This is a genomic window from Aquisalimonas sp. APHAB1-3 (assembly GCF_048323695.1).
GTDB lineage: Bacteria > Pseudomonadota > Gammaproteobacteria > Nitrococcales > Aquisalimonadaceae > Aquisalimonas.
Genome location: NZ_JBLWFT010000003.1, coordinates 235217 through 247665 on the forward strand (window position 1 = coordinate 235217; position 12449 = coordinate 247665).

Annotated in this window: 14 protein-coding genes and 2 pseudogenes; 3 read left to right on the plus strand and 13 right to left on the minus strand. The window is 65.0% G+C overall.

Going from position 1 to position 12449, the window contains the following annotated elements:
* Positions 1 to 33: 33 nt before the first annotated feature.
* From ACNSTU_RS08070 to ACNSTU_RS08085, 4 genes are all read right to left on the minus strand, one after another.
* The gene (locus ACNSTU_RS08070; RefSeq protein ID WP_290631784.1) at positions 34 to 690 is read right to left on the minus strand and encodes a DsbA family oxidoreductase; all 657 of its coding nucleotides are present in this window, start codon (positions 688 to 690) and stop codon (positions 34 to 36) included.
* 59 nt (positions 691 to 749) lie between these two features.
* The gene (locus tag ACNSTU_RS08075) at positions 750 to 1709 is read right to left on the minus strand and encodes a ketopantoate reductase family protein (protein WP_290631782.1); all 960 of its coding nucleotides are present in this window, start codon (positions 1707 to 1709) and stop codon (positions 750 to 752) included.
* 65 nt (positions 1710 to 1774) lie between these two features.
* A complete protein-coding gene (locus ACNSTU_RS08080; protein WP_290631780.1) occupies positions 1775 to 2515 on the minus strand; it encodes a Crp/Fnr family transcriptional regulator in 741 nt (246 codons plus the stop codon).
* A 169-nt stretch (positions 2516 to 2684) separates the two neighbouring features.
* Positions 2685 to 3419 carry a matrixin family metalloprotease gene (locus tag ACNSTU_RS08085; RefSeq protein WP_290631778.1) on the minus strand — a complete coding sequence of 245 codons (735 nt, stop codon included), beginning with the start codon at positions 3417 to 3419 and terminating at the stop codon, positions 2685 to 2687.
* A gap of 221 nt (positions 3420 to 3640) precedes the next feature.
* Here ACNSTU_RS08085 and ACNSTU_RS08090 point away from each other — a divergent pair, with 221 nt between their 5' ends.
* Positions 3641 to 4072, plus strand: a complete 432-nt coding sequence (locus ACNSTU_RS08090; protein ID WP_290631776.1) for a PRC-barrel domain-containing protein — start codon at positions 3641 to 3643, stop codon at positions 4070 to 4072.
* 59 nt (positions 4073 to 4131) lie between these two features.
* On the opposite strand, the gene ACNSTU_RS08095 is transcribed toward ACNSTU_RS08090, so the two are convergent.
* The 5 genes and pseudogenes from ACNSTU_RS08095 to ACNSTU_RS08115 all read right to left on the minus strand — a co-directional run bounded on the left by ACNSTU_RS08095 (position 4132) and on the right by ACNSTU_RS08115 (position 8549).
* On the minus strand, positions 4132 to 4677 hold the full coding sequence (locus tag ACNSTU_RS08095; protein ID WP_290631774.1) for a hypothetical protein: 546 nt from the start codon (positions 4675 to 4677) through the stop codon (positions 4132 to 4134).
* 158 nt (positions 4678 to 4835) lie between these two features.
* Positions 4836 to 5027 (minus strand): annotated as a pseudogene (locus ACNSTU_RS08100) (DUF2914 domain-containing protein); the annotation flags it as partial.
* A gap of 105 nt (positions 5028 to 5132) precedes the next feature.
* Positions 5133 to 5849: pseudogene (locus tag ACNSTU_RS08105) on the minus strand (DUF5924 family protein); the annotation flags it as partial.
* Between the two features lie 86 nt (positions 5850 to 5935).
* Positions 5936 to 7417: a phospholipase D family protein gene (locus ACNSTU_RS08110; protein ID WP_290631770.1), complete on the minus strand. Its 1482-nt coding sequence runs from the start codon at positions 7415 to 7417 to the stop codon at positions 5936 to 5938.
* A 19-nt stretch (positions 7418 to 7436) separates the two neighbouring features.
* Positions 7437 to 8549, minus strand: coding sequence for an NADH:flavin oxidoreductase (locus ACNSTU_RS08115; RefSeq protein ID WP_418212227.1), 1113 nt, complete (start codon positions 8547 to 8549; stop codon positions 7437 to 7439).
* Between the two features lie 114 nt (positions 8550 to 8663).
* Here ACNSTU_RS08115 and ACNSTU_RS08120 point away from each other — a divergent pair, with 114 nt between their 5' ends.
* On the plus strand, positions 8664 to 9137 hold the full coding sequence (locus ACNSTU_RS08120; RefSeq protein WP_418212228.1) for a winged helix-turn-helix transcriptional regulator: 474 nt from the start codon (positions 8664 to 8666) through the stop codon (positions 9135 to 9137).
* Here the strand turns inward: ACNSTU_RS08120 and ACNSTU_RS08125 are convergent.
* The 3 genes from ACNSTU_RS08125 to ACNSTU_RS08135 form a co-directional block, all read right to left on the minus strand.
* The gene (locus ACNSTU_RS08125; protein ID WP_418212229.1) at positions 9127 to 9501 is read right to left on the minus strand and encodes a hypothetical protein; all 375 of its coding nucleotides are present in this window, start codon (positions 9499 to 9501) and stop codon (positions 9127 to 9129) included. The two genes, ACNSTU_RS08120 and ACNSTU_RS08125, sit on opposite strands and share 11 nt — an antisense overlap.
* Before the next feature lie 13 nt (positions 9502 to 9514).
* A complete protein-coding gene (gene yghU, locus ACNSTU_RS08130; RefSeq protein WP_418212230.1) occupies positions 9515 to 10399 on the minus strand; it encodes a glutathione-dependent disulfide-bond oxidoreductase in 885 nt (294 codons plus the stop codon).
* 121 nt (positions 10400 to 10520) lie between these two features.
* Positions 10521 to 11420: an S-methyl-5'-thioadenosine phosphorylase gene (locus ACNSTU_RS08135; RefSeq protein WP_290637988.1), complete on the minus strand. Its 900-nt coding sequence runs from the start codon at positions 11418 to 11420 to the stop codon at positions 10521 to 10523.
* A gap of 181 nt (positions 11421 to 11601) precedes the next feature.
* Here ACNSTU_RS08135 and ACNSTU_RS08140 point away from each other — a divergent pair, with 181 nt between their 5' ends.
* Complete coding sequence (locus ACNSTU_RS08140; protein ID WP_290637989.1) at positions 11602 to 12021, plus strand: hypothetical protein; 420 nt, start codon at positions 11602 to 11604, stop codon at positions 12019 to 12021.
* On the opposite strand, the gene ACNSTU_RS08145 is transcribed toward ACNSTU_RS08140, so the two are convergent.
* A complete protein-coding gene (locus tag ACNSTU_RS08145; RefSeq protein WP_290635126.1) occupies positions 12018 to 12440 on the minus strand; it encodes a GFA family protein in 423 nt (140 codons plus the stop codon). The genes ACNSTU_RS08140 and ACNSTU_RS08145 overlap by 4 nt on opposite strands.
* Between the last annotated feature and the right edge of the window lie 9 nt (positions 12441 to 12449).

Consider the following 12449-nt stretch of genomic DNA (forward strand, 5'->3'; position numbering starts at 1 on the left):
AGAATGGGCCGACCGCCGGCTGACAACCGTGGTTCACGCGCTCGCAGGCTGCTCGGCAGCGATTTCGCGGAAAGCATTCACCAGCGTCTGCGGCTCCTGCGCTCCGGATATCACGTAGCGGCCAGCGATGATGAACGCCGGAACCCCGGTGACACCAGCCTGTTTATAGTACGCCTCTTCCCGTCGTACCTGCTCGGCGTAGTGGTCTGACGACAGCACCTGCCCCGCCTCGTCGCCGGACAGCCCCGCCGTTTCGGCCGCCTGCTGCAGCACTGCGGGATCCGACGGGTTGAGCGCATGACCGAAATAGGCATCGAAGAGCGCCAGCTTCAGCGCCGTCTGCCGCCCCTGCCCAGCCGCCCAGGCGAGCAGGCGATGGGCGTCGAACGTGTTGTGGGCGCGCCGGTCCTGCATGCGGGCGAAATTGAGACCCAGCCCGTGGGCGATATCGGTCATCTGCTGCTGGGCCGCCCGCATCTCGTCCGCACTACGGCCATACTTGCCGGTGAGGTGCTCGAGAATATCCTCGCCCTCGGGTGGCATGTCCGGGTTCAACTGGAAAGGCTGCCAGCGGACATCGAAGGTGATCTCGCCCTCCAGCTCCGCCATGGCCTGCTCCAGGCGCCTGTAGCCGATCGCGCACCAAGGGCAGGCGACGTCGGAGACGATATCGAGCGTCAGGTGGTTCATGCCGCCATTGTCCTCCCCGAACGGACGCAACTCAAACGCATAATGAAGCCGGCCGGGCGTCAGCCCGGCACATGCCAGAGCCCGTTGCGCAGCAGACTGGCCATGACCTCGGTGGCGGGGGCATCGTCGCCGAGCTGACGGGCACGGGCGAACACGGCACCGCAGATGGCGTCCAGCTCCAGGGGCCGCCCCTGTTCCCGGTCCACCAGCATGGAGGTCTTGATCGGCCCCAGGTCGTAGACGATCTGGAACATCGCGTCGATGTCGCTCTCCCCCAGCTCCACATGGTCGGCCCGGGCAGCGGCGACGGTCTCGCGCATGAGTCGCCGGATCAGGGCTGCCGTGTCCGGGTTGCGGGAGAGCCGCTCGGCGTCCCAGCCTGTAAGCGCGGAGACGGGGTTCAGTCCGTTGTTGATCACCAGCTTGCGCCACAGCTCGCGGCGGATGTCGTCGGTTTCAATGACCGGCGTGCCACCTGCGTCGAAGGCGCGCACCAGCTCCGGAAACAGGGCGCTGGCGGGGCCCACCGCAGCCGCGTCGCGATTCGGCCACAGCCCGGTCACCACCTGGCCGGGGCCAGTTGCAGTGATATGGCCGGGCGCCTCCACGTGGGTCGCCACCCGCAGGGCGAAGCCGCCGATCACGCCGTCCGCGCCCAGCACCTCCGCCAATTCGCCCTCGTTGTCCACGCCGTTCTGCATGGAGAGCACCGGCACGCGGTGGCCGCGGTGTTCGAACCAGGCGCGCAGACGCTCCGCAACCTCACGGGTCGCCCCGGACTTCACCGTCAGCACGATCACGTCCAGGTCCGCCGGGTCACCGGCACAGAGCCCGTCGAGGTCGACACACGCCACATCGCCCTCGCGCCTGAATGCCGGGTGGTCAACGCGCATGCCCTCCTCGCGAAGGGCCTGCAAATGCGGCCCGCGCGCGATGAACGTCACCTCGTTGCCCGCCTCCAGCCAGCGCGCGCCGTAATAGCCACCGACGCCACCGGCACCGATCACTGCAATTCGCATGGGTTCCGCTCCCCTCGTGGTCGACGACCACAGAGCATGCCACGAGTTCGTTCACGAGGGGACAGTCAGTCGATTCTCGACGCCGCGCGCTGCTCGCGCGCCAGTGGCAGCAGTCGATCGTACTCGCGCCGGACCACGTCGTAGCATTCGCAGCTGCGGGCCTCCAGGCCCTGCCGATCCAGAATCAGGATACGGCCACGCCGGTAACGGATCAGGCCGGCCTTCTGCAGCTTGCCCGCGGCCTCGGTGACACCCTCGCGCCGCACACCCAGCATGTTCGCGATCAGCTCCTGCGTCATGATCAGCTCGTCGCTGCCGATGCAGTCGTGACTGAGCAGCAGCCACCGACAGAGCTGCTGATCGAGGTTGTGGTGGCGGTTGCACACGGCAGTCTGCGCCACCTGCGTCAACAGCGCCTGGGTGTAGCGCAGAAACAGCGTCTGCATGGCGCCGCCGCGGCGGAACTCGCCGTGTAACACAGCGGCAGGCAGACGGTAAGCGTGCCCGCGCGACTGCACCACGGCACGACTGGACGTGCTGCCGCCCCCCATGAAAAGCGGCACACCCACCACACCCTCATGCCCCACCACGGAAATCTCTGCAGAGCCGCCATTCTGGGTAACGCACAGCAACGACACGATCGCGTCCAGCGGAAAATAGGCGTGCTTCATCATCACGAACGGGTCGTAGAGCACAGCGCCCAGCGCAAGGGGCTGGAACTCGAGTTTCGCCTCGACACGCTTGAATTCGCCGGGCGGCAGCGCGGCGAGCAAGCGATTACGGAACGGATCGAACTCTGAACCCATGCGCCGTCGTCGCCCTGTCCATTGGCACACACCATCCCGCCTTCGGGGGAATGGCCGAAGAACCGGGGGGAGAAGCATAAGAATCAGGGGGAAGTATAGACGCTAGATGAACGACTAGTAGGGCGAAACGCCGGGAATCGCGGGACGAGGGCCCGATCCCGGGATCGGGCTAACGACTTGCGTCATCACCCGCATCACGTCGGGCGAGGTCATCGGAGCCGTATCCGTACAGCCGCCGGACTCCACGCAGGTCGCCCGGCTGCAGTTCATCGAAGGCTTCGGTGTACCGGAACGCCATCACCTGCCCGGACGGCCCGGGGTGATCCAGACCAATGGCGTGACCGATCTCGTGTATCAGCGTATAGCGAATGTCGTACACATCCTTGTCGCCGTCGAACCCGACTTTCCACTCCTGCTCGGGATTCAGGCACACCAGCGCCTGATCAATGGCGCGCACACCGTCCTGCGGATCGGGGGCGTAAGAGACGTTGGCGAATGCGCGCCCCCTGGGCCGGCCCTGAGCACCGACAACGATATCGGCCTCCCGGGCATCACTGACCTGATGGAATGACAGGCCAGCGGAGCGCTCCCACACCTGAAACGCCGCCGCAGTCTCCCGCGTCAGCGTCTCCATGGACAGATTCTGGTCAGCAAGCCCCTTGATGGGCGCCAGTTCGCGACAGTTGCGCGCATCATCGAACCGTAGCGCGCGGTCCGCGAAGGCGTAGCTGACACTCGCCCCCACGCCCAGTTCCTGATCGCCCCACTTCACCTTGTAGCCGTCGAGCTCAAGCAACCGATAGGCATCATCGCCGTCATGGGCAACCAAGGCCCCGGCGAACGCGAGCAGGCCGGGAATGGCTAGAGCCCGCGCGAGCAGGCATGCACGGATTGTTGATCGCAACGCGGTCTCCGGACAGTGACACCTGAATGCACTTGGGGAGACCGTACAAGAGCGCTTCAGCCGGTTATCGGGACTGCGTCACAGGACGGGGAACAGGTGCGCCACCGCACCGACACGGCAGCTGCAAATCGCCACCCTGAACGAGCATTCCCAGCGAAGGGAACTGCGCTCCAGACCCAGGAGGGTCCGGCAGACTGCCGGCAATCACAGGAGAACCAACCATGAAGAAACTGACCGCACTCACCCTTTCCGCCGCCATTGTCCCGGCATTGGTACTGGGCACCGCCGCGTTCGCGGAGGACCGCGACGACATGCATGATGACGACATGCAGGCCGAGGCCGAGCATGCCGGCGAGCAGTACATGAGCGGCAAGCCTGCGGGTGCATTCTACGCCGACGATGTCATCGGCAAGACTGTCAAGCACCGGGCGTCGGATGAGGACGTGGGCGAAATCGAAGATCTGGTAATCGGCGAGGACGGCAGTATCCTCGGCGTCGTTATCTCGACCGGTGGCTTCCTCGGGCTTGGCGGACAGGATGTCGGCCTGGGCTGGGATCAGTTGCAGCACACCATGGAGGACGACGAGTCCGTGTTCTACGTGGACATGGACGAAGAGACGCTGCGGAACGCGCCCGAGTACGAGCGCGACTGATCCGGTTCAGTAAGGAGCCAACGGGGGCACGCTGTGCCCCCGTTGTCTGACACATGAGGTCAGAAGTTGTAACCCATACCCAGGGTATACGCCCAGGCCCCATCATCCTTGAAGGCGTCGTCAACATCGCTGGAGCTGCTGAAGAACCACTGGTACTCCACCCGACCCAGGAGATAGGTCTTGGTGCGTACGTAGTACTTGCCCCCGAGTTCCAGCCCCGCGAAACCGCTGTCCTTGACGCCATCGCCGTAGATCACGCCGAGGCTGCCGCCGAGGAACGGCCGCATGCGCTCAGTGGGCGCAAACTGGTAATTCACGTAGCCGCGGGTGGTCCCGTTCCAGAAGTCATCCTTGACGTTCTCGCCCTCAATGCTGGCGTAATTGACGCTTTGCCGGGCACCCACGATGAGATAATCCTGCAGATACCAGCCAATATCGCCTGTGGCACCAAAACTGCCGCTATCGATATTCTTGTCACTGGACCCGGTACCGGAGATCGAGAACTCCCGATCACCCGCGGCTGGACCGAACTCCTGGGCCGGGGCCGCAAACGGCAACAACCCAACGAGACCAAGTACAACCACCGCCGTTTTCAAGTTCTTCATGCCACACTACTCCCACTTCAAGGGCCACTGAACCCAACACCTTCGGGGCGGCTCAAGCCCGGAGTTCAGGGCACCGCAATCGAATGAAAAAGGCCTGAGCTGAGAGTAAGACTGGGGCATGAGGCTATACGGCGTCTGTGCGGCGGCATACTGAAGGTTTAGCAGTCGATCTCGAAGTCGACCTGACCGATGAGCTGACCCGACTCGGTGCGCACCCGCACCCGCCAGTGGCCGTTAGGCTCATCGGGGAAGTTTTCCTTGTAGGTCCAGATTCGGTAGCCCTCTTCCCGACCACCGAAGATCTCCACGTCCACGCGGTCGTGGAGGCGGCCGTTGTGACTCCACTCGTGGTGGACCGACTCGTTGAGGCCGCGCGGGGCGCGAACGCCTGAGAAGGCATAGACACGGCCACCATCGAGCGCTTCCGGGCAGGGCACCTCCTTCATGCCGTTGGCACGGCGCATGTCCTCGTCCAGATCATCGGTAATGGCCATGTCCGTCAGCCAGAAGGTGGCCGGAGGCACGATCGCCCGGCCGAACCAGGCCGATGCACCCAGCGCGACCGTCAGTGCCACAAGCCCCGCCACGCCGGCCAGCCCCCGCGCCGGAACCCCCTGGGTGAGACTGGGGAACGCGAATATGACCGTAAGCACGGTCGCCGTGGCGTAGGTCTGCGGCGTGCTCAGATGGAAAATGATCGGCAGGGCCGTCAGCAACGTCACGAAGATGGCCGTGGCGTGGTAGGCCAGATAGAGCCATCGCCGCCGCGTCAGGCGGCCATGGTAGACGGGATCCCAGATGGACACCACCGCCGCCGCACCGATGGCGACGGTGAACAGCGCCTGCGTGCTGGTCCACGTGGTGGTGATCAGGAAAAAGGGCAGGACGAAGAAGAAGCTTTCCTGGTGAACCAGCTGCGTGGTGAAGTGCACCACCGGCGCCGGCACCTCCATGCCGATCCAGCGCCCCACGAGCAACCGGATGGGGCGCTCCAGCAGCAACAGCACCCAGCTCGCCAGCATTAGCGCCGCAATGGCGCTCGCCATGCCCTCCTGGCGATCCACCAGGACGAAGCTGCCGACACCCGAGAGGAAGCCGATCAACGCAAACAGATAGGGGTGGCGCCGGACGAACACGCCCAGCCGCAGGATTTTCACTTTGTATGCGGACATTGCCGTTGTGTGCCCTGTCTTGGCCGCCGATCAGTATCAGGGCGCACACCTTACCGCAAACAGCGTAAGCAGTCGGCCGTACCGGTTCAGAACGTGGACATGCCGCTGCCTTCCATCAACCGGTACTGCCAGTAGCGTAGCCAGCCGGCATCGCCGTGCTCCTCGAAAGGCAGGCTGTAGACGCGTTCCGGGGTGTTCTGCCAGCGCCGCTCGAAGAAGTCGACGGCATCGCGCATGACCGCCGCGTCGGGGTCGGCGCAAATGCGCACGCTGGTCTCCAGGTTCAGGTCATCGAGATTGCGACGGGTGTAGTTGGCGGACCCGACCATCAGTTCCGCACCACCGTCGGCCGCCCGGTAGAGCAGAAACTTGCTGTGGCACTGCTCGCCCGTGGTCGTGCACCAACGCACGGGCACGCCGGCCTGCGCCAGCTCCGCTGCGACGGGCTGATTCGGTACACCGTCCTTCTCGCGCCCGAACGCGGCAATGTTCGGATCCAGCAGTACGCGCACGGCCACGCCGCGCCGATGTGCGGCCTGCAACGCGTCGACAATGTCGCGGTGGGAGAGATAGAACATGGCCAGGTCCAGTGTGTCACCGGATTCCGCACCGTCCAGGACCGAAAGCACACGAGCGAGAATGGCCGACTCCGTCAGCACCTGGATGCGCGCCGAGCCCTCGCCCGCGGGTATGTCAGCCAGCTCTTCACGCGCCGGCAGGTCGATCTCCGCCTGCGAGAACCGGAGTACCGCCCGCTCCGTGTCCAGCAGATCCAGCGCGGCCGGCCCGGGAAATTCCACTCCCGAATTACTGTGGGCGCTCGAGGCATCGTGGGGATTTGCGGAGGTCACCAGGCCGGTCCAGCCATCTGGCGCGTCGACGATCAGGGTCTTGCGATGATTCGCCTTGAAGTTGAGCATCTTCAACAGACTGCGCAACGGCACCGCTTCCTCGCCTACCGGGTTCGGCAACCAGCCACTCCCGGGCGCATCACCAAGCCACTGGCAGCATATCCGCCACAGGCCGGACCACACCGGGTTGGAATCCCGCAGCGCCTCCAGCCGGGCTACCACCACCTCCACGCCGGCTGCTTCAAGCCGCTGGAGATTGTCGTTGGTGACACCGCCGTAGACGGTGTTCATGGGATCGGTAATCAGTACCACCGGCATGGACGGATACGCCCGTTTCTTCGCCACCAAAGCCGCGGTGACCTCGTCGGATAACGGGCGCATGTCGTCGCCCTCAACGTCACCGGCGAAGTCGTTGAACAGGAACATGTTCAACACCACCAGCCGCTCAGCGCCATCGATCAGCTCCAGTACCCGATCGAAAGTGCGGTGATCCATTCGCCGCGCGCCGTTGCGGTCGACCCAGGTGTCGTCCGCGAGAAACCGGGCCTCACCCGCCACCCGCTCTGGCATGGCCATGCTGACGCCTTCCGGCAAGGGTTTGACCGTGTGGTACACGGCCATACTGATCCAGGCGCCGCACAGCACCACGAGCGCCATCAGCGCAGTGCGCCGGAGTGTCCGGCGCACGCCTTGGCGGGCATGCCTCGCGGATTTCATGGCATGACCTGACAACCGCTCAGTAAAGGGCCTTCAGTGACTTCCGCGCAAAGGGTTCCACCTCGGTGGTGCGCCCTTCCTTAACCTTGATCAGCCATTCCGGATCCTGCAGCAGAGCGCGCCCCACGGCAATGAGATCGAACTCGTTGTTGGTCATCCGCCCCACCAGCTCGTCGATGCCCGACTGCTCCACCTGCTCCTGCTTGCTGGCCATGGTGCCGCTGATGAAGTCTTCGGTGAGACCGACGCTGCCCACGGACATGGTAGGCATACCGGTGAGCTTCTTCACCCAGCCGGCAAGGTTCAGATCGGAGCCCTCGAACTCAGGCTCCCAGAAGCGGCGCGTGGAGGCGTGGAAGATATCGACGCCGGCCGCCACCAGCGGCTTCAGCCACTGCTCAAGCTCCTCCGGCGTATGCGCCAGACGGGCGTTGTAGTCCTGCATCTTCCACTGGGAGAAGCGCAGCATGACCGGGAAATCGGGGCTGACCCGTGCACGGATCGCCTCGATGATTTCGATGGCGAAGCGCTGCCGGTTGGCCATGGAGCCGCCGTACTCGTCATCCCGCTGGTTGGTGCCTTCCCAGAAGAACTGGTCGATCAGGTAGCCGTGAGCACCGTGGACCTCGACGCCGTCAAAGCCAAGCGCTTCCGCGTCGGCGGCCGCGTCGGCGAACGCCTTGACCACGTCCTGGATGTCCTCTTTGGTCATGGCCTTGCCGTTGGGCTTCCCGGGAGCGTACAGCCCGGACGGGCTATGGCCCGGGACGGACGGGTCGGGCTCGGTGCCCTCGCGACGCACGGCACCCACGTGCCAGAGCTGCGGGAAGATTTCACCGCCCTCGGCGTGCACGGCATCGGCCACCCTCTTCCAGCCCGCCAGCGCCGCCTCGCCGTGGAAGAAGGGCACGTCCGGATAGCCGTTGGCGGCCTTGTGGTTCACCGTGGTGCCTTCAGTGATCAGCAGCCCGACCTCACCGGCGGCGCGCCGGCGGTAGTAGGCCACCACGTCGTCGTTGGGCACATTGCCCGGTGAGAAATTGCGCGTCATCGGCGCCATGGCGACACGGTTGCGCAGCTTCAGGGATTTCACCTGATACGGTTCGAACAGCGGGCCGGCGTTGCTGGACATGGCGCAATACTCCTGATGGTCGGGCGCGGCGTCATTGACGCCGCAGTCTGGTTTCGTTTTGAAACCCTATTGATTCAAGTTTCATATTGCAACCAATTTGGATACGCTGATCCTATGGTGAAGAAACGCTTCGACGATGCCTCCTGCTCCGTCGCCCGCGCCCTCGACGAGGTGGGTGACTGGTGGTCGCTGCTGGTGGTGCTGCAAGCCATGTACGGCACGCGCCGGTTCGTGGATTTCCAGCAGCAGCTCGGCATCGCCCGTAACATCCTCTGCGACCGGCTCGGCCGGCTGGTGGAGCACGGTGTTCTGGAAAAGGTGGACGTGGGCGAACACGGTTCACGCTTCGAGTATCGCCTCACCCGAAAAGGCCGGGATCTCTTCCCGGTGGTGATCGCCCTGCGCCAGTGGGGCGACAAGTGGAACCCCGCCCCCGACGCCCCACACCTGGACCTGCGCGACCGCCGCACCGGCCGACCGGTGCGACTGGTCCAGGTGGAGGATGCGGACGGCAACCCGCTGTCGGTACGGGATGTGTTCCTGCCGGACGTCCAGGGCAGGGACGAGCGGACGGCAACTACGCGCTGATCGGCGACCGGCAGGTGCCGCACACCCGCTGTCGCGAGGAAATGCGCGTGGTGCGGGCCTTGTGGCGTTTGTTGTCCCAGCACAGGGGGCAGTAGAGGGCATCGTCGCCGTCGAAGCGGTAACAGCCGTTCTTCACCTCCACGGGCTCGTCACTCCCCGCTGCCGCCTGCTTCAGGGTGCGGTTCTCGGCCTCCAGCGATGCGATCCGCTCCTGCAGCTGGTCAGCTTCCCGGCGTGCCGCGTCCAGCTTCTCGCCCAACTCGGTGATGCGGGCATCCAGCGCTGCCCGCTCACCGTCTGCAGCCAGGGCACGCAGCCGCTCCAGCAGCTCCATGGCGTCATCGAACGACGTGGCGTGTGCCATCGATGCGACCCCGCTAATCGCCCTTGGCGGCGTCGAGCTTGTCCTGGGTGCGCAGCTCGAAGTCGCTGGCGTCGTGACGCTCCGGGAGCTGCTCGTGGGGCTCGCCCCAGACGCGGTTGACCATCCGGCCCCGCTGCACGGCCGGGCGCTGATCGATGGTCTCCGCCCAGCGCACCACATGCTCGTAGGTATGCACCTGCAGGAACTCGGCCGCATTGTAGAGCCGCCCCAGTGCCAGCGCGCCGTACCAGGGCCAGATGGCCATATCGGCAATGGTGTAATCGTCGCCTGCGACGTAGCGCCGGTGAGCCAGCGTCCGGTCGAGCACGTCGAGCTGGCGTTTCACTTCCATGGTGAAGCGGTTGATCGGGTACTCGTAGTTCTCCGGGGCGTAGGCATAGAAGTGGCCGAAGCCACCACCCAGGAGCGGCGCCATGCCCATCTGCCAGAACAGCCAGTTCATGCACTCGGTGCGGCCCTGCGCGTCCTGGGGCATGAAGGCGCCGAACTTCTCCGCCAGGTAGAACAGAATCGAGCCGGACTCGAACACCTGCGTGGCCGGCGATGTGCTCTGATCGACCATGGCGGGGATCTTGGAGTTGGGGTTGATCTCCACGAAGCCGCTGCCGAACTGCTGCCCTTCCGTGATGCGGATCAGGTGCGCGTCATACTCCGCGCCCTGGTACCCCAGCGCCAGCAGCTCCTCCAGCATGATGGTGACCTTCACGCCGTTGGGGGTCGCCAGCGAGTAGAGCTGCAGGGGGTGCTTACCCACGGGCAGGTCTTTTTCGTGGGTGGGCCCGGCGATGGGGCGGTTGATGCTGGCGAACTTGCCACCGCTCTCGGCGTCCCAGGTCCAGACTTTCGGCGGGGTGTACACGGCGTCGTTACTGGCCATTCAGACTCTCCCGGCTGCATGAGAAAAACAGACCTGCTGCCACCGCATGCGGCAGCAGCAGGTCCGCGTCATGGCTGAACAATGGAAGCGAACCGCCCGAAGTTCAAGCGCGACGCGCAGGTCACAGTCGCCGCCCGGCCACGGCATCCAGTTTACGGACGATGTCCGGGTCGCGGTGTTCCGGCGCAGTGACAATGGCAACGTCCAGCGCCCGATCGGCTTCCGGACATGGCGGGTGCTCCGAGGGGAACGTTCTGCCCAATCGACGGATGACGCGCTTCGCCTGCTCGGTGTTCCGCTTCATCACCGCCAGCACCCCGGCCACGTCGACAGCGTCGTGGGTGTCGTGCCAACAGTCGTAGTCGGTGACCATGGCCACGGTCGCGTAAGCCAGCTCGGCCTCGCGTGCCAGCTTCGCCTCCGGCATGTTGGTCATGCCGATCACGTCACAGCCCCAGGACCGGTACAGCCGCGACTCCGCCCGGGACGAGAACTGCGGCCCGTCGATGACAACGTAAGTCCCGGATTCCGAGGCGTCGACCTGCTCTTGTGCCATCGCCTCCCGGAGAAGCGGGACCAGGGTGGGGCTGACCGGATCGGCCATGGAGACATGGGCCACACAACCGGCGCCAAAGAAGCTCCGCTCGCGGTCACGGGTCTGGTCGATGAACTGGTCCACCAGCACGAACCGCCCTGGCGGATAGTCCTCACGCAGGGAACCGCACGCGGAGAACGAGACGAGATCGGTGACACCCGCCCGTTTCAGGGCGTCGATGTTGGCGCGGTAGTTGATATCGCCGGGCGCCAGACGATGGCCGCGTCCGTGGCGCGGCAGGAATCTGACCGGCAGGCCGTCGATCTCCGCGAACAGGATCTCGTCCGACGCCTCGCCCCACGGGCTTTCGATGCGTTCCCAGCGCGCATTGTCGAGGCCAGGCAGATCATAGAGTCCGCTCCCGCCAATAATCCCGAGCACCGCCTGTTTCCGCCCGGCTTCGTTTTCATCCGTGTCCGTCGTCATACTGCCCCCGATCCAGTCGTATACGTAGTACTGCGAGTGGCTGCGTATCGCGCCTGCATGGTATCGAATCGCAACAGGCATCGCTCTCGCAACACTCGGGCGGGGCACTGTCCCATTTCCGTTTCAGGAGGCGTAATGTGTTGATGAACAGCCGTGACGCGGGTGCCCCGAGGAGCGACACATGACTACCGATGAACGCCATCAGGTGATTCTGATCCGCGACTGGGATGTGCAGGTGTCCGGGTCGGGCTGCTGCGGCCGGCTTTCGGGCGGGGACAGCGTGCTGGCCGACAGCAAGACATTCGCGGAAGCCCGCTCGGGCATGCAGGCGATGGGCGAGGTCTATCGCGCGCTGTCCAGCGCATACGGTGAGCGCGTGGAAATCACGGTGATCGACGCCCGCAACTTTGTCGCGCTGCTCGTCCTGCTCACGCGGCACGCGTGGCAGCGCGGCGGTTGGCGCCAGGCGCTGCGTACCTGGCGCCACGGCATGTCGCACGTTGGTGTGGTCTGTGACGGCGAAGTCCTATTCGCCGACCGCATCCCGGCGCCGGACGAGGCGGTCACCGCGGTGGGCCGCGTGCTGGAGAAGCCCGCCTAGCTGCCTGAATACTGCGCAAACACCTCGGCGCCGGTGAGCGCCTTGGTCTTCTCGGCGAACGAGTAGAACGCGGGCTTGTGATCGATGAAGATCTCCTCGGCCAGCGTCCACGCCCCGTCGCCGTCGAACAGCCCGACGGGAATGGCGTAGAAGCCATCCTCCTTCAGGCGGTAGAACAGGTGTGTGCCACAGACCCGGCAGAAGCCGCGCTCCGCCCATTCCGAGGAGCTGAACGTGGCAATCTGATCCTCGCCCTGGAACGTCACCGCATTTCCGCACTCGACCGCCATGAGCGGCCCACCACCCCACTTCCGGCACATGACGCAGTGGCACACGCCCATGTGATCGCTTTTCACCGTGGCAACGACGCTGACGGCGCCGCAGAGGCAAGCACCGCGGTGTTCGGCTGCAGAATCCATGTCTTTCTC